Genomic DNA, 21,490 nt, shown 5'->3' on the forward strand with positions numbered 1-21,490 from the left:
AAAGCAGCAAGCAAGAGTGCCTGCCAGATGCCACAGGATATGGTATATTTTGCGGTTATTTCCGCGGGGAATCGTCAATGACAGTGCTGTTGCAGTCATGATACCGAAGACATTTCAGCCGACTCCCCGTCTGTCAATACAAGGACCATACCACCATGGCGATTGAACACGAAGATGTCCGTCGCGCGGCACATCTTGCCCGTCTGGGGCTCGATGATGCCGACGCCGCCCATTATGTCGACGATCTGGGACGCATTCTCGAGATGGTGGACCAACTGCAAACCGTCGATACCGATCAGGTGACGCCCATGGCTCACCCTCTGGATGCCACACAGCGGTTACGTGCCGACGAGGTGACCGAGCCCGATCAACGCGATCATTTTCAGCGTTGTGCGCCTCTGGTCGAGAATGGCCTCTACCTGGTTCCCCGTGTCGTCGAATAATCGCTTTCAGGAGTTCGTCTCTTCCATGCATGACAAGACGCTCATCGAACTCTCCCGTGCACTGAACGCCGGTGAGTTTTCAAGCCGAGAACTGATCGAAGCCTTTCTCGCCCGTATCGACCGCCTCGATGGCCGGCTCAACAGCTTCATTACTGTCACTGCCGAACAAGCACTCGCGGCCGCAGAGGTTGCCGACGCCAAGCGTGACGGGAACGAGCATCCCCTGCTGGCCGGCATCCCCATTGCACTCAAGGACATCATCTGTACGCAAGGCGTGAAGACCAGTTGCGGTTCGAAAATGCTGGACAACTTCGTGTCCCCCTACGATGCCACCATCGTGGAGAAACTGGCGGGTAGCGGCACGATAAGCCTTGGCAAGACCAATATGGATGAATTCGCCATGGGTTCATCCAATGAAACCAGCTTTTACGGTCCGACACATAACCCGTGGGACCTCACCGCCGTCCCTGGCGGCAGTTCGGGCGGAAGCGCTGCTGCTGTCGCTGCTGGATTGGTACCGGCGGCAATAGGCACCGATACGGGAGGATCGATACGACAGCCCGCGGCGTTCTGTGGCATTACGGGCCTCAAGCCGACTTACGGACGCGTATCACGCTATGGAATCATCGCTTACGCCTCCAGCCTGGACCAGGCAGGCCCCATGGCTCGTACTGCCGAAGATTGTGCCCTGCTGCTGGAAACTATCGCCGGTCATGACCTGCGAGACTCGACCAGCGTTGCCCGTAGCGTACCGGATTACCGCGCCGAACTCGGCCAATCCCTGTCCGGCCTGAAAATCGGCCTACCCCGCGAATACTTCGGCGAGGGGCTCGACCCCGCTGTCGACGCGGCGGTCCGCGACGCCGTCAAAACCTACGAATCGCTCGGTGCTACGGTTCGCGAGATCAGCTTGCCCCATACGCACCTTGCCATCCCTGCCTACTACGTCATCGCACCGGCAGAGGCATCCTCCAACCTGTCGCGCTATGACGGTGTACGTTTCGGTCATCGCTGTGACAATCCCAGCAACCTGATCGACCTGTACAAACGCTCACGTGCTGAAGGGTTCGGAGAAGAGGTGAAACGTCGAATACTGATCGGAACACACACACTGTCCGAAGGCTTTTTTGATGCCTACTACAAGAAGGCACAACAAGTTCGTCGCCTGATCCGCCAGGATTTCGTCGATGCCTTCGAAGAAGTCGATGTATTGATGGGCCCCACAACGCCCACGCCCGCATTCGATCTCAACGCCAAGAAAGACCCTGTATCGATGTATCTGCAGGACATCTACACCATTGCCATCAACCTTGCCGGCATTCCCGGTATCACAGTTCCAGCTGGCTTTGCAGAAGGCACCGAAGGTGAGCGCCCCATAGGACTGCAGATTCTGGGTCCGCATTTTGCGGAATCACAATTGCTTAACGTTGCTCATCAGTTTCAGCAAAACACCGACTGGCACCTTCGCCGTCCGGCTATCGCCGAGGAGACCGCCTGATGCAATGGGAAACCGTGATCGGCCTGGAAGTCCACGTCCAGCTCGCGACTCGTTCAAAGATATTTTCCGGCGCTTCCACTGCCTTCGGAGCCGAACCCAACTCCCAAGCCTGTGCCGTGGATCTTGGCCTGCCCGGCGTGCTACCGGTACTCAACGAAGCCGCGGTCGCCATGGCCGTGAAGTTCGGGCTGGCAATCAATGCCGAAATCCCGGAAATCTCGGTATTCGATCGCAAGAACTATTTTTATCCGGATCTTCCCAAGGGATATCAGACCAGCCAGATGTATTCCCCCATCGTCGGACCCGGCGAGGTGGAGATTACGCTCGATGATGGTGCGACCAAGCAAATCGGGGTCCATCATGCCCATCTGGAGGAAGATGCCGGCAAGTCGCTGCATGAGGATTTCCACGGCATGACCGGCATCGACCTCAACCGTGCCGGTACCCCCCTGATGGAAATCGTTTCCCAGCCAGACATGCGGTCGGCCAAGGAAGCTGCCGCCTATCTCAAGGCCATCCATGCCATCGTCACTTATCTCGGCATATCCGATGGCAACATGGCCGAAGGGTCCATGCGTTGCGACGTCAACGTCTCGGTGCGTCCCGAAGGGCAGGAGCGCTTCGGCACCCGTGCGGAAATCAAGAACGTCAACTCCTTCCGATTCGTCGAACGGGCCATCAACTTTGAAAAGGAACGGCAGATAGAATTGCTGGAGGACGGGGGCGTAGTTGAACAGGAAACCCGCCTGTTTGACCCTGAACTCGATGAAACTCGCAGCATGCGCACCAAAGAGGAAGCCAACGACTATCGTTACTTTCCCTGTCCCGACCTGCTTCCCGTGGTGCTCGATCAGGCCTACATCGACCATCAGCGGCGATCGCTTCCCGAGCTACCGGCCGAGAAACGCGCCCGCTTCCAGGATGAACTCGGCTTGTCCGCCTACGATGCCGGTATCCTGTCATCGAGTCGCGCCATGGCAGACTACTTCGAGGTGGTCAAGGACGTCTGCGGCGATGCCAAGCAAGCTGCCAATTGGGTTCAAGGCGAGCTTTCCGGTGCACTTAACCGCGAGAACCTGAGCATCGAACAAAGCCCAGTGGCGGCCCGGCAACTCGGCGGGCTCGTGTCCCGTGTGGTGGATGACACGATCAACGGCAAGGCGGCCAAGGAAGTCTTCCAGGCCCTGTGGAATGGGGAAGGCGATAGCGCCGATGACATCATCGACGCCAAGGGCCTTGAGCAGGTGACGGATACCGGCGCCATCGAAGCCATGATTGATCAAGTGATCGCCGATAACCCGGCACAGGTCACTCAGTATCAAGAAGCCGATGACGCCAAGCGCGGCAAGATGATCGGTTACTTCGTCGGCCAGGTAATGAAGGCCTCACGCGGCACGGCGAATCCACAGCAGGTCAATGCGCTGCTGAAAGAGAAACTAGACCAGGCTTGAAGGAGACAGGGATGTCCGATGACGTCGGCGGGCGGCTACGCGCTCTGCGAACGATGCGAGGCATATCACAACGAGAGCTGGCCAAGCGCTGCGGAGTAACCCACTCGAGCCTGTCACTGATCGAACAGGGCAAGGTCAGCCCCTCGGTGAGTTCCCTGAAGAAAATCCTCGATGCGATTCCCATCAGTGTCGGTGATTTCTTCACCATGGATATGGAAAGCCGTGACCAGGTCTTTTATTCCGCCGACGATCTCGCCGACATGGGAAGTGGTGATGTCATCTACAAGCTGGTCGGTGCCAATCGCGAGTCACGGGCACTCTCATTCATGATCGAGACCTATCCGGCCGGTACCGACACCGGCCGCGAAATGATCGCCCACCAGGGTGAGGAAGCCGGTGTCATCCTGGAAGGCGAGATCGAGATCACCGTAGGGGCCGACACGCGCATCCTTGGTCCCGGTGAAGCCTATTACTTTGACACCAATGTACCGCACCGCTTTCGCAACCCGGGCAAGACCGCCTGCCGACTGGTCAGTTGCTGCACGCCGGCCAAGACGTTCTGATCGCATCGTTTTCGGTGGCCTGAGGGTGGGTGTTACATTTAAAGGCATTGAAGTAGTGAACAGATATCATCACTCAACTCACTGAAGCGAGAATATGCCATGACACCCAAGACAAGAACGCTTATTGGACTTGCACTGATTCTGGTTACATGTGTCGCCTACGCGCAATCGACCGATGATGACAGCATCACGGCAGATGACAAGTCGACGTTACAGCAAGAGATTGATTCCGAACGCGATACCGAACAAGCGCTGAGCTCGCTGGAAAGCGCTCAGGCAGACGCCTCTGACGATGCCGACTTCGGGCTGGACACCGCACAAGACGCCGTCGAGAACGGAGGTGTCGACGGTGAAGCGATCAGCGCCGAGGCGAGTGATGGAATGAATAGCCAAGCGTCCGACAGTAACGCAGCAGCCTCTGGCCCTGGCAACGCTAGTAGCAATGCCGGTGGTGGCAGTGGTTCTGGCGGAGCCGGCGGCGGTGCTGGTGGAGCCGGCGGCGGTGCTGGTGGAGCCGGCGGAGCCGGTGGTGGCAGAAACTAGTGACACAGGCCGGCCTATGGCCGGCCAAATCAACGGACGCTTATGTCAACGCCATCCACACACTCTTGAGTTCCGAATACTCCTCCAGGCTGTGGTGTGATTTGTCACGACCATTGCCGGACTGCTTGACGCCACCGAAAGGCATCGTCATATCACCACCTGCCCAGTTATTGACGTAGACTTGACCCGAGTGCAAACGGCGCGTCACGCGCATGATGCGGTCGATATCCTGACTCCAGAGCCCAGCAGCCAGGCCATACTGGCTGTCATTGGCCATGGTGATGGCTTCTTCCTCGGTATCGAAACCGAAGACCGACAGCACCGGACCGAACACTTCCTCACGCCCAATCGCCATTTGTGGCGTCACACCATCAAACACCGTTGGCGGAATGAACAGCCCCCCACTCTCTTCATTGGTGGCCTCACCCCCGACTCGCAAATGAGCCCCTTCTTCAACACCGCGCCGGATATAGTCGAGAATGCTCTGATACTGGGTCCGATCGACGATGGCTCCCATGAAGCTGGCCGGATCCAGGGGATCGCCAGGCTGCATCGTTTCAGCCGCCTCGAGAACCTTTTCAATGAAGGTTTCACGTACCGAGTTCTCGACCAGAAGACGCGAACCAGCGATACAGACTTCGCCCTGATTATGAAAGATGGCCGCTGCCGCATTCGTTGCCACGGCATCGAGATCCTTGCAATCGGCAAACACCAGATTGGGGCTCTTGCCCCCACACTCCAGATAGACACGTTTTAGATTGGATTGACCCGCGAACTGCATCAGCAGTTTGCCGACCTGGGTCGAACCGGTAAAGGACAAGCAATCGACGTCCATCGACAGCGCCAACGCCTGTCCAACCGTATGCCCATAGCCAGGCAGCACCTGGAAGACCCCGGTTGGCAACCCGGCTTCCAAGGCCAATTGGGCCAGCCGCAGTGCCGACAGCGGCGACTTTTCCGAGGGTTTCAGAATGACACTATTGCCCGCCGCCAGTGCCGGGCCGATTTTCCAGGCCGTCATCATCAACGGAAAGTTCCAGGGCACGATCGACGCCACCACGCCAAGCGGTTCACGCAGAATCATACCCAGGCTATCTTCACCGGTCGGCGCGACTTCACCATAGAGCTTGTCGATGGTTTCGGCGTTATACCGTATGCAACTGATAGCACCCGCCATATCGCCCATCGAGCTGGTCACCGGCTTGCCCATGTCGAGCGTGTCGAGCAATGCCAGTTCATGCTTATGGCACTCCATGAGATCGGCCAAGCGTAACAGGGCTCGTTTTCGCTCTGACGGAGCGATACGAGACCAGTTGCCGGTATTGAATGCCTGTCGAGCATGACGGATTGCCGCTTCTGCTTCGGGCGCATCACAGCTAGCAACGCGCGCCAGCACGTCTCCAGTAGCGGGATTGACTGTCTCGAACGTCACTCCACTCGACGCATCGACGAATGCATCATTGATGAAAGCGCGCGTCTCGAATCGAAGTGCCCCGGCCATTGCTTGCCAGTCAGCATGCGACTCCGGAACCTTGTGCATTGCGCTCATGCCGTTTGCTCCTTATGAATGGCTACATTCAGGTGCCTGGCCGTCTCATCAAGCGCCTGACGGGCCAGGCTCACTAATTCATCGATCTGGTCACGGGTCATGGTCAAGGGCGGCGATATGATCATGCTATCGCCAACGGACCGCATGACCAGCCCATTGGCGAAACTGATATCACGACATAAATTGCCGACCCCTAATGACTTGTCGAACCGTGCACCAGTGGCCTTGTCGGCAACGAGCTCCAATGCGCCTATCAATCCCAGCGACCGAGCTTCGCCAACAAGCGGATGATCAGCCAGCGCACTCCACCGCTGCGCAAGGTAGGGGCCCACATCGTCACGTACGCGCTGAACGACGCCTGCCGCCTGCATGATCTCAAGATTCTTGAGCGCTACGGCAGCACAGGCGGGATGACCGGAATACGTGAATCCATGGAAGAATTCGCCCCCCGTGTCGATCAGGGTGTCGGCGACCCGATCGCCGACCATGACACCGCCGATAGGGAGATAACCGGACGACATGCCCTTGGCAATCGGCATCAGGTCAGGCTCGAGGCCATAATGTTGACTGCCAAACCATTCGCCCAGACGGCCGAAGCCACAAATCACCTCATCAACGACCAGCAGGATGTCGTATCTGGCAAGGATCTCCTTGACCGCCGGCCAGTAACTGTCAGGGGGAATGATGGCGCCACCTGCGCCCTGCACCGGCTCGGCAATGAACGCCGCAACATTCTCCTCACCGAGCTCGAGGATCCTCTCTTCCAACGCCGCCGCACAGGCTCGACCGAAGTCCTCCGGTGATTGATCTCGACCTTCACCGAACCAATAGGGCTGGGCGATATGCGTGATTCCCGGTACGAGCGGACCACCCTGGGCATGCATCGGTGCCATGCCGCCCAGACTCATGCCGGCAACCGTGGAACCGTGATAGGCATTTTCCCGGGCAATGATCCACTGCTTGTCGGGTTGGCCCTCCAATGCCCAATAACGTCGAACCATTCGCAGAACGGTATCATTGGCCTCCGAGCCTGAACCGGTAAAGAACACATGATTGACCGATGCCGGCGCCAGGCGACACAGCGTATCGGCCAACGTGACGGCCGGTACATGCGTCGTCTTGAAGAAATTATTGTAGTAAGGCAATTGCTGTAACTGCCGGGTTGCCGCGTCGACCAGTGCCTGACGGCCATATCCCAGATTGACGCACCACAACCCCGCCATGCCATCCAGAATACGATGCCCTTCACTGTCAAAGATATAGATCCCATCGGCATGCGTTACGATGCGGCTCCCCTCTTCTCCCAACGCCTTGAAATCGGTGAAAGGGTGAAGGTGATGCGCCCTGTCGAGCGCTTGCATGTCTTTCGTCCAATTCATGATGGCGGTCCCCACCGGCAAAACAGAGAAAGTCAGGAAGGATCATGCACTAACACATGCCTCGGTATCCGCCATACGTACCCGTTTGCGGTGGATACACGCCCTGGCATACGCGGCAAACAAGGCATCATAGAGAGGATGTTCACGAGGCTGCCACTCAGGATGCCACTGGACAGCCAGCGCAAATTGCTCGGCGGCCTCGACGGACACGGCCTCGACCAGTCCATCAGGAGCAACCGCCTCAGCACGCAACCCGGGTGCCAGTTCGGCGACCCCCTGCTGATGAAGTGAATTGACCCGGCTATAAGGTTGGGCATGAAGCGATGCCAGAATTCCTCCCGGCAGGATCTCGAGATCATGGCTTGGCGCATAGCGAACGTCTTTAGGACCCACGGGCTCACGATGATCCATAAGGCCTTCCACACGTTCGACCGCCTGGTACAACGTCCCGCCAAATGCCACGTTGATTTCCTGAAACCCCCGACAAATACCGAACAAGGGGAGCCCCAGATCGAGTGCTGCAGGTACCCACGCCATCGCGGCAGCATCACGATCACTATCTCCCTGAGTATTTTCAGGTGCGCATGCAGCCTCATAGCGGGACGGTTCGACATTGCTGTAACTACCGGTCAGCAGCAGACCATCCAATTGTGCCAGCAAGGCTGTCTCTGAGGCGTGCGCATGTACATCATTCCACACTGGCAGTAATACCGGCGCCATACCGTACTCACGGAGGGCCTGCAGATATTTATCCGTCACGACATGCGCAGGATGACCTTCCACCTCCCGGCGACATGCAATCACGCCAACTACGGGTGTCGCTTGCATTACCTGTCCCTCACCACACTGTTATATGGACTGGATTGTTGCTCCAAACATACCAGCCGTTGATTTAAGTTTCCAACCTCATCATAAAACAAGTCCAACAAAAACATATAAAATATTGATATATATGAAACCATTCTGAAATCAGGCGTCACCCCTCTTAGCAGGAAGCCGCTTTTTTCGTAAATAATTTGACAACAGAAAGCAGGAACGGAAAGATACCGGACAATACAAACGACGATTTAGGCAACAGGTGACCTTCATGCCGACGACCAGATCCATTGACGAGGCCGAGGCGTTTCTCGAACGACACCCGGATATCGATAGCGTCGACCTGCTGATCAGCGACCTGAATGGCGTACCACGCGGTAAACGCATACCACGTAACAACCTGACCAAGGCATATCGCGACGGTATCAACCTGCCTGCCTCGGTATTTGCCCTTGATATCAATGGCAATACCATCGAGGAAACCGGCCTCGGCTTGACCATTGGAGACAGTGATCGTGTGTGCCGTCCCATTGCCGGCACGCTGATGCCTACGCCATGGATCAGACGCGGCAGGCAGGCGCAATTATTGATGACGATGGAAGAAGCGAACGGTGCGCCTTTCTTTGCCGACCCACGCTGCGTTCTCGAGGGGATCCTGGAGCGTCTGGGCGAGGCAGGCCTTACCCCTGTCGTGGCATTGGAACTGGAATTCTATCTCATAGACCGTGAGCGCGATCCGCTCGGTTCCGTTCAGCCCCCTTGTTCTCCCGCCACCGGCGAGCGTGCGACCCAAAGTCAGCTATATTCCATCGGGGAGCTCGACGAATACGCCGATTTCCTGGAAGACATCCAACAGGCCGCCCGAATTCAACAGCTTCCACTGGATACGGCCCTCAAGGAGTGCGCGCCAGGCCAGTTCGAAATCAATCTGATCCACTGTGACGATGCCTTGAAAGCCTGCGATAGCGCCATTCTCCTCAAGCGTCTGATCAAGGGTGTGGCCGTTCAGCACGGTTTCGAAGCCACTTTCATGGCCAAGCCTTATGGTCAGGAAGCGGGGAACGGGACCCATGTGCATATCAGCCTGCTGGATGAGACAGGCCAGAATATTTTCGCCGACCCCGAGGAGAGTCCTCATGGCACGCCCGCCCTGCGCCAGGCCATCGCCGGTCTGATCGAACAGATGCCGGCTTCCATGGCCATATTCGCGCCGAATATCAACTCATTCCGTCGGTTCCAGCCGGGGCTTTATGTACCCATGACACCGACATGGGGATATGACAATCGGTCAGTGGCATTGCGGATTCCTTCAGGCCCGAATGCCGCACGGCGCATCGAACACCGCGTTGCGGGGGCCGACGTCAACCCCTATCTACTGTTGGCCACGCTCCTTGCGTCCATTGACTACGGTATGCAGCAGCAGCTGACTCCCCCGCCGGCGACAACCGGCAATGCCTATGAGCAATACGACAGCAGCCTGACCAATAGCTGGCAACAAGCGCTAGACTTACTGGAAGGCAACGAGATCCTCAACAAGGCTCTGGGCGCTGAATTCGTGAATGTCTATATTGCCAACCGACGCGCCGAGCGGGCTCAGGCGATGCAGGCCGTCAGTCAACTCGAATACGACTGGTATCTTCGCCAGGTCTGATACCGCACCCTGACATCACGTTTTATCCCCATGCCCATAGGGACATGGGGATGGGCCATCAGACACCAAGCGCATCCCGAGTCCGGTAATACCAGGCCCCCAACGCAGATAACGGAACACGCAGCAAACGCCCCCCAGGAAACGGCAGATGCGGTAGATCCGCAAAGGCATCGAAGCGCTCGTTTCTGCCTTCCATCACCTCAGCAATCAGGCGTCCTGCCAGGTGGGTGCAGGTCACCCCATGGCCGGAATAACCCTGTGCATAATAGATGTTGTCGTTGATGACACCGAACTGAGGAAGTCGATTGAGCGTCATCAAGAACGTTCCGCTCCACGCGTAATCGACCTTCACATTGGCCAGCTGCGGGAAGGTCCTGAGCATTTTGGGGCGAATGACCGCCTCGATATTATCGGGGTCCTGTCCTCCATAATTGACACCTCCACCATAAATCAGACGGTTGTCGGCACTAAGACGGAAATAGTCCAGGAGATAATTACAGTCCTCTACGGCCATGTCGTTTGGCAGCAGCGTGCCGGCCAGATCGGCACCGAGTGGCTCGGTGGTGATGATCTGCGTGCCACAAGGCATCGATCGACTCTCGAGCTCCGGCAACACTCCATTGAGATACGCATTGCCAGCCATCACGACTTGATCCGCCACAACGCTCCCCCGCGGCGTGCGCAAGCGTACGGGATCGCCTTGCTCCACCGCGACGACAGGGCTCTGTTCGTGGATACGCCCTCCCAGGGTTTCGACAGCCGCCGCCTCCCCCAATACCAGATTCAGAGGATGCAAGTGTCCACCGGAATGATCGACGAGCGCACCCACGAACCGCTCGCTCACGACTTCTCGCGCCAGCTCACTACCTTCCAGCAGTTCCAGTTCATGGTTACCATAACGCTCCCATAACGTCTTGTGCTCCTTGAGCTCACTCCATTGCTTGGCGTTACAGGCAGCGAACAGGTTACCGTTCTTGAGATCACAGCGAATATCGTAGGTGTCGATACGCTCGCGGATGATGCGGTTGCCTTCGAACGCCATATCCCCCAGTGAGCGAGCGGTTTCGGCACCATACTTGGCCTCGATGACATCCATATCGCGACTATAGCTGTTGACGATCTGTCCGCCATTGCGTCCGGAGGCACCATACCCCACTCGCGCCGACTCCAGAACCACAACGCTAAAGCCACGTTCGGCAAGGTGTAGTGCCGAAGACATTCCAGTGAATCCGGCACCAACCACACAGACATCACATGTTACCTCCCCGATCAGCTCTGGACGCTGAGGGGTCGGGTTGGCAGTCGCTGCATAATAGGATCGCGCATGCTCAGTCGATGACGCAGCAGTCATGAGGACCTCTCAAAGATGATTGATAGCACCGGGATAGCAAACAGTGACACTCGATCGGTCACATCAGACCCGTAACAACAGGTGTTCGCGCTCCCAAGAACTGATGACCTGGAAATAGGCGCGGTGTTCAGCGCGCTTGACCGCGAGGTAACTGTTGGCAAAACGTTCTCCCAACAGATCACAAAGCGGCTTGCAATCGTGCAGGGCATCCAGCGCCGGCCCGATATCATCGGGCAGCTTGTTGCCGCCCGACCAAGCGGATCCCACTACCGGTGGACGGGCGTCGACCTGCCCCAACATACCCAGATAACCGCATGCCAGAGATGCTGCCATGACCAGATAAGGGTTGGCATCGGCGCCAGCCAGGCGATTTTCCACGCGGGTGGCTTCGGGCTCTGCTACGGGCACACGCAACCCCACCGTACGATTGTCGAGTCCCCACTCCACGTTCACAGGTGCCGAACCGCTGTGTTCGCTACGAATCAATCGGCGATAGGAGTTGACGTTTGGTGCCAGCATGGGCATGGCCGCCGGTAAATACTGCTGCAGCCCCCCAATGAAGTGATGAAACAGGCGGCTCGGTTGGCCATCGTCACCAGCAAACAGGTTACGCCGGCTCTCCTTGTCCACCACGCTCTGATGGATATGCATGGAACTACCCGGTTCGTTGGCCATGGGTTTGGCCATGAAGGTGGCATACATGCCATGCCGCAGAGCGGTTTCGCGCAACGTACGCTTGAAGATCACGACCTGATCGGCCAATGTGAGCGGATCGCCATGCTGAAAATTGACCTCCATCTGCCCGGCACCCTCTTCATGAATCAGGGTATCCAGGTCCAGATTCATGGCATCGCAGTAGTCATACATCTCTTCAAACAGGGGGTCGAACTCATTGACAGCATCGATCGAGAATGACTGCCGACTGCTTTCCTGGCGCCCTGATCGGCCAATGGGAGGTTCCAGCGGATAATCCGAGTCGGTATTGGTCTTGACCAAGTAAAACTCGACTTCCGGGGCCACCACCGGAATCCAGCCTCGGGACTCATAGAGCTCCAGAACCCGTTTAAGAACGTGCCTGGGCGATAACTCAACGGGCTCCCCCGTCAGGTAATGGCAATCATGGATGATCTGTGCCGTGGCATCTTCCGCCCAAGGGACCAGATAGATGGCATCGGGATCCGGCACCAACTCCATGTCGCGCTCTGCGGGATTCCAGAAACGGATATCCTCATCATCGGGATAGCCACCAGTCACCGTTTGAATGAAGATCGAATCTGGCAGCCTGGGGCGTCCACCGTTGAGATATTTCTTGGCCGGGATGATCTTGCCCTTGAGTATGCCCGTCTGATCCGAGACGAGACACTCCACTTCCGTAATTCCATGGGCATCGAACCAGTCTTTCAACACCGGTTCTACGTGGCTGTTACTCATAAAGAATTCCTTGGTGAAGAAGCGGGGCCCGGCACTTTCGTGCCCGCCGGGTCCCGGCCTCGTGCATCAAGCACCGAGGGCTTAGCGCGATTTCACTTCAGACCACAACTGCTGGAAGGTATCCAGCTCGTCCCCTTGCAGGCTGGGAGTGAACCGCAGATTTTCCATGTCCTCTTCGCTCGGCTGTACCGGCGGCTCGTTCAGGACATCGTCAAGATGCGGCTTGGCGGCCTCATTGGGGCTCGCGTAATAGTTGTAGTTGGACAACTGGGCGCCAACCTCGGCATCAAGAATGAAGTCAATGAACTTGTGGGCCAAGTCCGGATTGGGTGCCTCGCTAGGGATCATCATGGCATCGACCCACATTTCGGCACCCTCTTCGGGCAGCATGAAATCGATGGTCTCGAAGGTCTCGGGATCCTCATCCTTGAAGTAGAGGTAGTCACCGTTGTAGCTCAAGCCAACATGCGTGACGCCACGTGCCAACTCCTGCAGGGCGGGTGTGCCGTCGACGAATCCACTGAAGGTATCGCGCTCCTTGGTATCCAGCAGCAATTGGGCCGCCTCTTTCCAGGCCTCCATATTCGTACAGTCATAGCCATGCCCGAGATAGGCACAGGCCGCTCCCATACTGACCTGACCATCTCCCATCAACGCGAAGGGATGCTCAGGGTTCGTCGACTCGTCAAAGAGCAGCGACCAGCTCTTGGGGGCGTCGGGGAAGGTTTCCGTGTTGTAGACGATACCCGTCGTTCCCCATTGATAGGGCGCACTATACTGGTTTCCCGGATCGTACTCCGGATCCTGGAACTCCCCCATCAGATTATCGAGGTTTTCCAGCTTGTCGTGGTCGAGCTCCTGTACCAGGCCCGTCTCGATCAAGCGCGGAATGTAGTAATTGGATGGAACGATGATGTCGTATTGGGAGGTGCCTCCGGCATTGAGCTTGGAGAACATCTCCGGCAACGAGTTGAAATAGTTCTGGACCACCTCGACATCGTACTTCTCCTCGAAGGCCTCGATGATGTCGGGGTCCATGTATTCTGTCCAGTTGAAGAGGTACAGGGTGTCCTCATCTGCCTGGGCCGTTGAGGCCAGCATCAGACCACCCAGGCCGATAGCGACGTTGCGGGTCATTGTTTTCATCATTTCGCTCTCCTTCGGATCCCTCGTTGGGGGTAATGGGCGCCTTATTGCTGACGCCCCTGACGGTTGAACATCAGACTCAGCACAGCAGCAACAGCGACGGCACCGATCATGACGGTCGCCATCGCATTGATTTCCGGAGACACCCCTTTCTTGATGGCCCCCCAGATATAGATCGGCAATGTGGCGCTTTCCGGACCGGCCGTGAAGAAGCTGATCACGAAGTCGTCGATGGATAGTGTGAACGACAGGAAGAATGCCGAAATCAACGCTGGCTTGATGGTTGGCAACATGAAGAACCGGGCACGCTGCCAAGGCGTGGCGTAAAGATCCTTCGCCGCCTCGAACAATGTCGGGTCAAGACCGACGAACCGCGAATAGACAATCAGCGCCACGAAGGGAATCTGGAATGTCACATGCGAGATGATCATGGTCAAAAGCCCCGGTCCCAGCAAACCGGTCAACCGATTGATCTGCACGAAGAACGCCATCTCCGAGATCCCGAAAACAATATCCGGCAGCACGATCGGCAAGTAAATCAGGATGATCAACCAACCGAGCTTACGGTGACGGTGCCGATACATGCCATAACCAATCAAACAGCCTAGAGTCAGCGCCACTGCAGAGGAGGCAATGGCCAACACCATGCTATTGGCAAAGGCCGACAGGATTTCCTCGTTCCCCAGTAACTGCTGGTACCAGCGTAACGAAAAGCCGGTAAAATTCGCTGCGCTATTGGCCGCGTTGAAAGAAAAGAGGACCACGACCAGTAGAGGCACATAGAGAAAGAACAGGGTCAGCCACCAGAAACCGGTCAGCGACCGTTGCAAGGTCTGCTTTTTCATATGACGACCTCCTCGCCGCCACCCAGTCGCTTACCGATACGACGCATGGCATAGAGTCCAATGAAAGTGGCAATCAGCATCAGGATGGCGCCGGCGGCACCCAGCGGCCAGTTCGAACCGCCCGAGAACTGATTGGCAACCAGATTGCCCAGCATCATTCCTTTACCGCCACCCAGCAGTTCAGGGATGACGTACATGCCAAAGGCGGGAATGGCCACCAGCACGATACCGGCCAGCAAACCTGGCAACGTCTGAGGGAAGACAGCGTGCCAGAATGCTCGCACCGGAGAAGCATAGAGGTCCTGTGCCGCCTGCACCTGAGCGTGGTCCAGCTTTTCAAAAGCCGCATACAAAGGCAGCACCATGAAGGGCAGGAAGTTATAAACCAACCCCAGGGTCACGGCAAAATTCGAAGGATAGAGCCCCATATTGGCCGGGACCAGACCCAGCATCTGGGCAAACTCAGCCAATGGCGTCCCGGGCGCCAGCAGGTTCATCCAGCCGAACGTCCGGATCACCTGATTGGTCCAGGAGGGGACGACTACCAGCAACAGCATGATGGGACGCCACTTCTCCCGGCAGGTGGTGATGTAATAGGCAATCGGGTAAGCAATAATGATCACCAGTCCAGTGGAGACCACTGTCTGCCACAATGAACGCAACAGGGTGAAGAGATTCCCGGCACTCCAGCCCAGAAAGCCGAATCCCGCCAGGCGCTTGAACGATTCCAGGCTCAACGGCATTTCTGGCAGGCCATACGTGCCGTTGGTCATGAACGCAACGCTCATCAGGTAGAAGCTGGGTAGAACCAGGAAGATAAAAATCCAGACAGCCCCCGGGGCAACCGTCATCAGCAGGTGTCGGGATTCACTGACCATCGCTCGACTGCGTGCGCTTGGGAGAACTCCAGAATAAGCCATGGCACACCTCACGCGTTCAGGGTGACGAGGTCATCGGTGGAGACAACCACCGTGACACGATCGCCGACAGCCGGCAGGTTTCCGCCGCAATTCCTGACGGTAGCCTGCATGGTCGTGGAACCGACCTCCAGGCGATATTCGGCATGGCTGCCACGATAGAGACACTCCGTTACGGTGCCGAACAAGCGATTGTCCCCTGCCTGCTCGCCAGGCAACAGGTCCAGTGTCTCGGGACGTATCAATAGAAGATCGCCATCGGGCGGTGTCGTCAGGTGCAGTGTGCCCAGATCCGTCATCAAGGCACTCCCGTCGCGGTTGGTGACCGGATACAGGTTGTCATGCCCCATGAACCGAGCCACGAACGCATTGACCGGCCGCTCGTATACGTCGCGAGGAGGGCCGACCTGCTGGATGATACCGCCATCGAGTACAGCGATGCGGTCCGACATCACCATCGCTTCCTGCTGATCGTGCGTCACGAAGACGAACGTCATGCCCAACCGTTTCTGCACTCTCAACAACTCGACCTGAAGCTGACTTCTCAAACCCGCGTCCAGTGCCGACAACGGCTCATCGAGCAGCAATACTTCCGGCTCGCATACCAGCGCTCTGGCCAGTGCAATACGCTGGCGCTGACCTCCGGACAACTGATCAACCCGCCGATCGATCAGTGGCCCCAACTGAATGAAATCCGCTATGTCGTCGACACGACGGTTTCTCTCGGCTTCCGAGATTCCCTGCATACGTAGGCCGAATGCCAGGTTTTCCCGAACCGAGAGATGAGGAAACAATGCGTAGGACTGGAAGACGGTATTAACACTCCGCCGGTGAGGCGGAATCTCGGTGATGTCTTTGTCACCCAACAGCAATCGTCCACCGTCGGGAGTTTCAAGCCCAGCCAAGATACGCAGCAACGTCGTCTTGCCACATCCCGAGGGACCTAGCAGTGTAAAGAACTCACCGGAATCGATGGTCAAATCCACACCATCAAGGGCGATGGTGTCTGCTCCAAAACGCTTTTCCAGGCCTTGCAACACTATCGTTGACGCCTTGTGGCGGGAGGCGGAGTCCTCAGGGTAATCGGCGTGGACAGTTTCCGACGCCGGAGTGGCGTTATCAGGGGCCGTCAAGGAAGAAGTCATTATTCCACTCTCCTGTTATGGGCTCTCGATCCCTACTTGTCCTTGTTATAGGCGATCGCGCAGTTTGTAAAAATTGGTAGCCAGTACCAACAAGGGAGTGCGTAACCAGCGTCCGCCGGGGAACCGACGATGCGGCATGGCAGCAAATACATCGAATCTCTCAGCCTGTCCAGCGATGGTTTCGGCGAGCAACTGACCCGCCAGACCTGCCAAGGCCATCCCATGGCCCGAATATCCTTGAGCGTAATACAGATTGCCTTCCAGACGTCCGAAGTCAGGGGCACGATTGAGCGTGATAGCCACATCCCCACCCCAGCGATAATCGATCCTGGCACCGCCCAATACGGGGAAAAGATGAGCGATCTTCGTCTCCATGCGTTCTTGCAAATGTTTCGGTTCACGCCCGTTGTAGCTCACTTCTCCACCATAAATCAGGCGGCGGTCACCAGAGAGTCGATAATAATCGAGTACGAAATTAGCATCGGACAAGGCATCGTTCTGGGGCAGGACCTTCGCAGCACGTGCTTCACCTAGCGGTTCGGTCGCAATCATGTAGTTGGCAGCCCGCATGATGCGCCCATCCAGTTCAGGCACCAGGCCTCCGAGATACGCGTTTCCAGCCACCACGACGAAATCGGCTGTCACACTCCCCTGTTCAGTCACGACGCGTGCTGGAGAGCCGCGCTGGACATGCAGAGCGGCACTATGCTCATACAGATGCGCTCCAGCACGCTGAGCGGCTTTCGCCAGTCCCAACGTATAATTGAGGGGATGCAGATGCCCGCCCTCGCTGTCATACAGCGCACCGGGATAGACACCGGTGCAGACATGTTCTCGCAGCGCATCACCCTCGAGCCAATGCAGGCCGGAGTAACCGTAACGACGCTCCATCTCATCCCGAAAGGACTGCAGCTCGCGAATCTGGCGTGTCTTGACGGCAGCGTGAAGATATCCCCACTGAAGATCGCAAGGTATCGAATGGCGCTCGATCAAGGAGGCGGTCAGGCGCACCGCTTCACGGCTCATTTCCCAGATATCCCGTGCTCGCTCCAGGCCAAGCGCCTTTTCGATCGTTGAGATGTCGGTACCCAGACCAGGCAGGATCTGGCCGCCACTTCGGCCCGAAGCGCCAAAGCCAACCTCTCCCGCTTCGAGCAACACCACCGAATATCCTTGTTCGGCCAGATGCAAGGCCGTCGAACATCCGGTGACACCGCCACCAATAATGCAGACGTCCGCTCTCGCTTCACCCTCCAGCGTGGAGGTCGGCGCCAGCGTTACCTGGATGCTGTCACGGTAGTAGGATGCGGGACTCTCGCTGGCATCGGATGCCATGAAACCTTCCTTATCAAGACAGAGAGGATCTCTGCTGACTATTGTTGTTGAATTCTTTGACCACCCTGGGAAGCATATGGATCATTTTGCTGATCCAAGGTGTGATTACAGTCTGCCACCAAGCCACTACCACATGTCAAGTATTCAATAACGAAAACAACAAGCGGAGAAGGGAAACGAACGCGATACGACGTCAAGGGTTTTTCTCAAGAACCTCGAAAAAGGCCTCCAGGACGCGATTGGGTCGACGATCACGACGAGTAATGACGACAAATGGCGTCAAATAATAACCACCATCGATGGGCAATTCTCTCAACCGCCCCATCGCTTTCCAGGGGGCCGCCAGGTGATCCGGCAGATAACCGATATAGCTCCCGGTGAGAATCAGGAAAGCCGCCCCCTCTCGATCGGACGCGGTTGCCGTTCCTCTGAGCCGCGCATGGGGTGCACGGGCCGTATCGGGCAGCGGATAACCGGGCACCACGGCTTCATAATCATGGAGATCGGTTGTCTCCAATGCCTCCGCCGGAATATCGAACAATGGATGACGATTCGCGCAATACAGGCGGGAGCATTCACTGTACAGAAACCGAGTCTCCAGGCTCGCCAGCAGATTGACCTGCGGGACAACGCCCAGATGCAGCCGGGAGTCCAGGACTCCCTGGGCAATGGCATCCGGCGGATCCATGTGGATGTTAATGGCCACATCCGGCGCCTGGGCCTTGAGGTCGGCCAGAGTATGCGTGATTCGCATCTGAGGCAGACTGACAAGATTGTCTGTGATGCCAATATTCAGTTCACCGCGCAAGGTATGATGCAGTTCATTGACCTCGCTGCGGAACATTTCCAGGGAAGCAAACAGACGCAAGGACGCTTCATAGACATGGCGCCCCTCTTCCGTCAACGCAAATCCCCCCCGTCCGCGCTGACAAAGACGCAATCCCAGTCGCTTTTCGAGATCGTTCATGTGCAGACTGATAGCCGGCCGGCCGATACCGAGGACGACTTCCGCTGCCGTAAAGCCACCACATTCGGCCACAGCCCTGAACACTCGCAACAAACGGATATCAAAATCGCTGACCTGGCCAGGCAGTGGCGACTTGTGCTCTCCCGTCATGCGGTCTCCTTGCATCACCGATCGGCGCAGACCGCACAGTGAGGATCACGAGGCACCTGAAAATGACGCCAGGTCCCTTGCATGCCGTCGAAGGTGGATAATCCGCGATGCCATGTCCCGGCACCACTAAGCACCTTGATCGCTTCCAGTGCCTGGAAACTACCGATCACCCCAACGAGCGGCGCAACTACGCCATTTTCCGAACAGCGCAATTCATCATCCGACATCCCCTCCTGCGGCGGATACAGACAGGCATAGCACGGGCTTTCACTATCACGGGGATCGAACACCGCCAACTGTCCGGAGAAACGAATCGCCGCCCCGGAGACCAGAGGACGACCGGTCGTCACACAGGCATGATTGATGGCATAACGGCTCGAAAAGCGGTCGGTACAATCGACGACCAGGTCAACACTCGACACGGCCTCGCGCATCGCCTCACCCTCGAGATGGGACGTAAGCGTATCGATGCGGCATTGGGGATTGAGCGCCAACGCCGCCGCTCGCGCGGAGTCAGCCTTGTTGCTGCCCAGATCCACCTGGGTATGTGCGATCTGACGCTGCAGGTTGGATAATTCGACACGATCAGCGTCGGCAATCGTCAATCGGCCGACACCGGCTGCGGCCAGGTAAAGCGCTACCGGCGACCCAAGTCCACCGGCACCCACAATCAGAACCCGGCTATTCAGCAAACGCTCCTGTCCATCGATATCGATGGCATCGAGCATGATTTGCCGGCTGTAGCGCAGCAGGGCCTGATCATCCATCGGGTAGCCACTCCAGGTTAGTTGTCTTCCAATTCATCCAGGTCCGGCACGTGCAGTGCAAACTCCTCCTTGACCTCCTCCATCACCACATAGCTCTTGGACTCCTTGACCCCGGGAAGGGTCAAGACGACATCACCCAACAGCTGGCGATATGCCGACATTTCAGGGATACGACATTTCAGGATGTAATCGAACTGCCCGGATACCAGGTGGCACTCCTGGATTTGCGGTAACTTGGCAACGGCACGGCGAAACTCGTCGAACACTGCCGGCGACTGTGTTTCCAGACTGATCTCTACAAACACCAACAGGTTAGCCTTCAGTGCCTTGGGATCGAGCAAGGCTTTATAGCCACGAATAATGCCGGCACGCTCGAGACGTTTGACACGCTCGAGACATGGAGTCGTGGATAACCCCACTTGCGAGGCCAGATCGACATAGGAAACACGTGCATTTTCCTGCAGGCAGCGCAGGATCTTGATATCAATACGGTCGAGCGAACGGGTCTTGGCTTTCATCGTGAATCACCACCCGAGCCATTTCAGACGCGCAAACATGGTAGATGATTCGCCCAACATTGGCGGTTTTTCTAGTTCTCGATATGGCATATCAGCTAGGATCTGAAAAAAACAACGAAGGAAAACACTCTTACCATTAATACCATACCGCAGAACTGGTCTCCAGCCGCTTGTGCCAGCGCCGCTCAACATCGCCCACCGCTGACACGCTCACGCCCGCCCAGATCAGTCCGCGTCACGACATCACCATAACCGGCTTCCAACAACATGCCGCGTACCACTTCTCCCTGCTCCGCACCATGCTCCAGAAACAGCCATCCCTTTCGTTTCAGATGATGTCCCGCCCTTGCGATCAGGGATCTAAGATCCCCCAGCCCATGGGCCGATGCCACCAGTGCAGAACGAGGCTCGAAACGCACATCACCATGATCCAGGTGAGGATCGTCATCGGACAGATACGGTGGGTTGGCGGCAATGACATCGAACTCCCGCTCCTCGATACTGGCAAACCAGTCACTGACACGGAAATCGGCATTGTCTATCCCCAAACGAACCGCATTGCGTTGGGCCAGCATCACGGCATCATGAACGACATCGACTCCCAGAACATGCCATTGGGGGCGCTCGCTGGCAAATGCCAGAGCAACGGCACCAGTACCGCACCCCAGGTCCAGGAACCGTCCCCGAGATCGAACGCCATGTTCCAGTGATACAGTAACAAGCGTTTCCGTATCCGGACGGGGAATCAACGTGGTTGGCGAGGTTTCCAGCGCCAACCCCCAGAATTCACGATACCCCAACAAATAAGCGACCGGACGACCTTGAGCACGCGCTGCGACAAGGATCTCGAAACGCGCCCGGACCTCGACGTCTGACGCCCTATCCCCCCAGGTATACAGCCAACTGCGCTCTACACCCAGCACATGACACAACAGCATCTCGGCATCGCGCCGTGGACTCGGCGAGCCAGCCGCATCAAGGCGCCTCCCCGCCATTACCAACAATTCATCCAGCGACACGGACAA

At 57.1% G+C, this 21,490-nt stretch carries 20 protein-coding genes; 6 read left to right on the forward strand and 14 right to left on the reverse strand.

Annotation, left to right across the window (positions count from 1 at the left end; all coding sequences use genetic code 11):
- The first annotated feature begins 155 nt into the window (after positions 1-155).
- The 5 genes from gatC (at position 156) to BLW01_RS18275 (ending at position 4,498) form a co-directional block, all read left to right on the forward strand.
- On the forward strand, positions 156-443 hold the full coding sequence (gene gatC, locus BLW01_RS01005) for an Asp-tRNA(Asn)/Glu-tRNA(Gln) amidotransferase subunit GatC (RefSeq protein WP_092567630.1): 288 nt from the start codon (positions 156-158) through the stop codon (positions 441-443).
- 25 nt (positions 444-468) lie between these two features.
- The gene (gene gatA, locus BLW01_RS01010; RefSeq protein WP_092567631.1) at positions 469-1,941 is read left to right on the forward strand and encodes an Asp-tRNA(Asn)/Glu-tRNA(Gln) amidotransferase subunit GatA; all 1,473 of its coding nucleotides are present in this window, start codon (positions 469-471) and stop codon (positions 1,939-1,941) included.
- Positions 1,941-3,392, forward strand: coding sequence for an Asp-tRNA(Asn)/Glu-tRNA(Gln) amidotransferase subunit GatB (gatB, locus tag BLW01_RS01015; protein ID WP_092567632.1), 1,452 nt, complete (start codon positions 1,941-1,943; stop codon positions 3,390-3,392). The genes gatA and gatB overlap by 1 nt, the downstream gene beginning before the upstream one ends.
- A gap of 11 nt (positions 3,393-3,403) precedes the next feature.
- Complete coding sequence (locus BLW01_RS01020; RefSeq protein ID WP_092567633.1) at positions 3,404-3,955, forward strand: cupin domain-containing protein; 552 nt, start codon at positions 3,404-3,406, stop codon at positions 3,953-3,955.
- 99 nt (positions 3,956-4,054) lie between these two features.
- Positions 4,055-4,498, forward strand: a complete 444-nt coding sequence (locus tag BLW01_RS18275) for a hypothetical protein (protein ID WP_139243892.1) — start codon at positions 4,055-4,057, stop codon at positions 4,496-4,498.
- 40 nt (positions 4,499-4,538) lie between these two features.
- Here BLW01_RS18275 and BLW01_RS01030 read toward each other — a convergent pair whose 3' ends face one another.
- The 3 genes from BLW01_RS01030 to BLW01_RS01040 are packed head-to-tail and all read right to left on the reverse strand — an operon-like array spanning position 4,539 to position 8,254.
- Positions 4,539-6,047, reverse strand: coding sequence for an aldehyde dehydrogenase (locus BLW01_RS01030; RefSeq protein WP_092567634.1), 1,509 nt, complete (start codon positions 6,045-6,047; stop codon positions 4,539-4,541).
- Positions 6,044-7,426: an aspartate aminotransferase family protein gene (locus BLW01_RS01035; protein WP_092567635.1), complete on the reverse strand. Its 1,383-nt coding sequence runs from the start codon at positions 7,424-7,426 to the stop codon at positions 6,044-6,046. The genes BLW01_RS01030 and BLW01_RS01035 overlap by 4 nt, the downstream gene beginning before the upstream one ends.
- Positions 7,427-7,468: 42 nt before the next feature.
- A complete protein-coding gene (locus BLW01_RS01040) occupies positions 7,469-8,254 on the reverse strand; it encodes a gamma-glutamyl-gamma-aminobutyrate hydrolase family protein (RefSeq protein WP_092567636.1) in 786 nt (261 codons plus the stop codon).
- A 259-nt stretch (positions 8,255-8,513) separates the two neighbouring features.
- Between BLW01_RS01040 and BLW01_RS01045 the strand changes: the two genes are divergently transcribed.
- Positions 8,514-9,893: a glutamine synthetase family protein gene (locus BLW01_RS01045; protein ID WP_092567637.1), complete on the forward strand. Its 1,380-nt coding sequence runs from the start codon at positions 8,514-8,516 to the stop codon at positions 9,891-9,893.
- Positions 9,894-9,951: 58 nt separating this feature from the next.
- Here the strand turns inward: BLW01_RS01045 and BLW01_RS01050 are convergent, their stop codons facing one another.
- The 11 genes from BLW01_RS01050 to prmC form a co-directional block, all read right to left on the reverse strand.
- Positions 9,952-11,244, reverse strand: coding sequence for an NAD(P)/FAD-dependent oxidoreductase (locus BLW01_RS01050; protein WP_092567638.1), 1,293 nt, complete (start codon positions 11,242-11,244; stop codon positions 9,952-9,954).
- A 63-nt stretch (positions 11,245-11,307) separates the two neighbouring features.
- A complete protein-coding gene (locus tag BLW01_RS01055; protein WP_092567639.1) occupies positions 11,308-12,675 on the reverse strand; it encodes a glutamine synthetase family protein in 1,368 nt (455 codons plus the stop codon).
- An 81-nt stretch (positions 12,676-12,756) separates the two neighbouring features.
- Complete coding sequence (locus BLW01_RS01060) at positions 12,757-13,824, reverse strand: ABC transporter substrate-binding protein (RefSeq protein WP_229806343.1); 1,068 nt, start codon at positions 13,822-13,824, stop codon at positions 12,757-12,759.
- Between the two features lie 41 nt (positions 13,825-13,865).
- On the reverse strand, positions 13,866-14,666 hold the full coding sequence (locus BLW01_RS01065; RefSeq protein WP_092567640.1) for an ABC transporter permease: 801 nt from the start codon (positions 14,664-14,666) through the stop codon (positions 13,866-13,868).
- On the reverse strand, positions 14,663-15,586 hold the full coding sequence (locus BLW01_RS01070) for an ABC transporter permease (protein ID WP_092567641.1): 924 nt from the start codon (positions 15,584-15,586) through the stop codon (positions 14,663-14,665). The genes BLW01_RS01065 and BLW01_RS01070 overlap by 4 nt, the downstream gene beginning before the upstream one ends.
- Positions 15,587-15,594: 8 nt before the next feature.
- A complete protein-coding gene (locus BLW01_RS01075; RefSeq protein WP_092567642.1) occupies positions 15,595-16,728 on the reverse strand; it encodes an ABC transporter ATP-binding protein in 1,134 nt (377 codons plus the stop codon).
- 45 nt (positions 16,729-16,773) lie between these two features.
- A complete protein-coding gene (locus tag BLW01_RS01080; RefSeq protein WP_092567643.1) occupies positions 16,774-18,063 on the reverse strand; it encodes an NAD(P)/FAD-dependent oxidoreductase in 1,290 nt (429 codons plus the stop codon).
- Between the two features lie 193 nt (positions 18,064-18,256).
- Complete coding sequence (locus BLW01_RS01085; RefSeq protein WP_092567644.1) at positions 18,257-19,180, reverse strand: LysR family transcriptional regulator; 924 nt, start codon at positions 19,178-19,180, stop codon at positions 18,257-18,259.
- A 14-nt stretch (positions 19,181-19,194) separates the two neighbouring features.
- Positions 19,195-19,947 carry a HesA/MoeB/ThiF family protein gene (locus BLW01_RS01090; RefSeq protein WP_092567645.1) on the reverse strand — a complete coding sequence of 251 codons (753 nt, stop codon included), beginning with the start codon at positions 19,945-19,947 and terminating at the stop codon, positions 19,195-19,197.
- 17 nt (positions 19,948-19,964) lie between these two features.
- On the reverse strand, positions 19,965-20,465 hold the full coding sequence (locus BLW01_RS01095; RefSeq protein WP_092567646.1) for an Lrp/AsnC ligand binding domain-containing protein: 501 nt from the start codon (positions 20,463-20,465) through the stop codon (positions 19,965-19,967).
- A 185-nt stretch (positions 20,466-20,650) separates the two neighbouring features.
- Complete coding sequence (gene prmC, locus BLW01_RS01100) at positions 20,651-21,484, reverse strand: peptide chain release factor N(5)-glutamine methyltransferase (protein WP_092567647.1); 834 nt, start codon at positions 21,482-21,484, stop codon at positions 20,651-20,653.
- Positions 21,485-21,490 lie beyond the last annotated feature (6 nt).

This window comes from Aidingimonas halophila (assembly GCF_900106955.1).
In the GTDB taxonomy this organism is placed as follows: Bacteria; Pseudomonadota; Gammaproteobacteria; order Pseudomonadales; family Halomonadaceae; genus Aidingimonas; species Aidingimonas halophila.

Excerpts from the sequence above, each read along its gene's own strand:
- BLW01_RS01065 (WP_092567640.1), bottom strand. The coding sequence starts at position 14,666 with ATGAAAAAGCAGACCTTGCAACGGTCGCTGACCGGTTTCTGGTGGCTG.
- gatA (WP_092567631.1), top strand. The coding sequence starts at position 469 with ATGCATGACAAGACGCTCATCGAACTCTCCCGTGCACTGAACGCCGGT.
- BLW01_RS01095 (WP_092567646.1), bottom strand. The coding sequence starts at position 20,465 with ATGAAAGCCAAGACCCGTTCGCTCGACCGTATTGATATCAAGATCCTG.
- gatC (WP_092567630.1), top strand. The coding sequence starts at position 156 with ATGGCGATTGAACACGAAGATGTCCGTCGCGCGGCACATCTTGCCCGT.
- BLW01_RS01085 (WP_092567644.1), bottom strand. The coding sequence starts at position 19,180 with ATGACGGGAGAGCACAAGTCGCCACTGCCTGGCCAGGTCAGCGATTTT.
- BLW01_RS01050 (WP_092567638.1), bottom strand. The coding sequence starts at position 11,244 with ATGACTGCTGCGTCATCGACTGAGCATGCGCGATCCTATTATGCAGCG.
- BLW01_RS01080 (WP_092567643.1), bottom strand. The coding sequence starts at position 18,063 with ATGGCATCCGATGCCAGCGAGAGTCCCGCATCCTACTACCGTGACAGC.
- BLW01_RS01090 (WP_092567645.1), bottom strand. The coding sequence starts at position 19,947 with ATGGATGATCAGGCCCTGCTGCGCTACAGCCGGCAAATCATGCTCGAT.
- BLW01_RS01040 (WP_092567636.1), bottom strand. The coding sequence starts at position 8,254 with ATGCAAGCGACACCCGTAGTTGGCGTGATTGCATGTCGCCGGGAGGTG.
- BLW01_RS01075 (WP_092567642.1), bottom strand. The coding sequence starts at position 16,728 with ATGACTTCTTCCTTGACGGCCCCTGATAACGCCACTCCGGCGTCGGAA.
- BLW01_RS01030 (WP_092567634.1), bottom strand. The coding sequence starts at position 6,047 with ATGAGCGCAATGCACAAGGTTCCGGAGTCGCATGCTGACTGGCAAGCA.
- BLW01_RS01070 (WP_092567641.1), bottom strand. The coding sequence starts at position 15,586 with ATGGCTTATTCTGGAGTTCTCCCAAGCGCACGCAGTCGAGCGATGGTC.
- BLW01_RS01055 (WP_092567639.1), bottom strand. The coding sequence starts at position 12,675 with ATGAGTAACAGCCACGTAGAACCGGTGTTGAAAGACTGGTTCGATGCC.
- BLW01_RS18275 (WP_139243892.1), top strand. The coding sequence starts at position 4,055 with ATGACACCCAAGACAAGAACGCTTATTGGACTTGCACTGATTCTGGTT.
- BLW01_RS01045 (WP_092567637.1), top strand. The coding sequence starts at position 8,514 with ATGCCGACGACCAGATCCATTGACGAGGCCGAGGCGTTTCTCGAACGA.
- gatB (WP_092567632.1), top strand. The coding sequence starts at position 1,941 with ATGCAATGGGAAACCGTGATCGGCCTGGAAGTCCACGTCCAGCTCGCG.
- BLW01_RS01020 (WP_092567633.1), top strand. The coding sequence starts at position 3,404 with ATGTCCGATGACGTCGGCGGGCGGCTACGCGCTCTGCGAACGATGCGA.
- BLW01_RS01035 (WP_092567635.1), bottom strand. The coding sequence starts at position 7,426 with ATGAATTGGACGAAAGACATGCAAGCGCTCGACAGGGCGCATCACCTT.
- BLW01_RS01060 (WP_229806343.1), bottom strand. The coding sequence starts at position 13,824 with ATGATGAAAACAATGACCCGCAACGTCGCTATCGGCCTGGGTGGTCTG.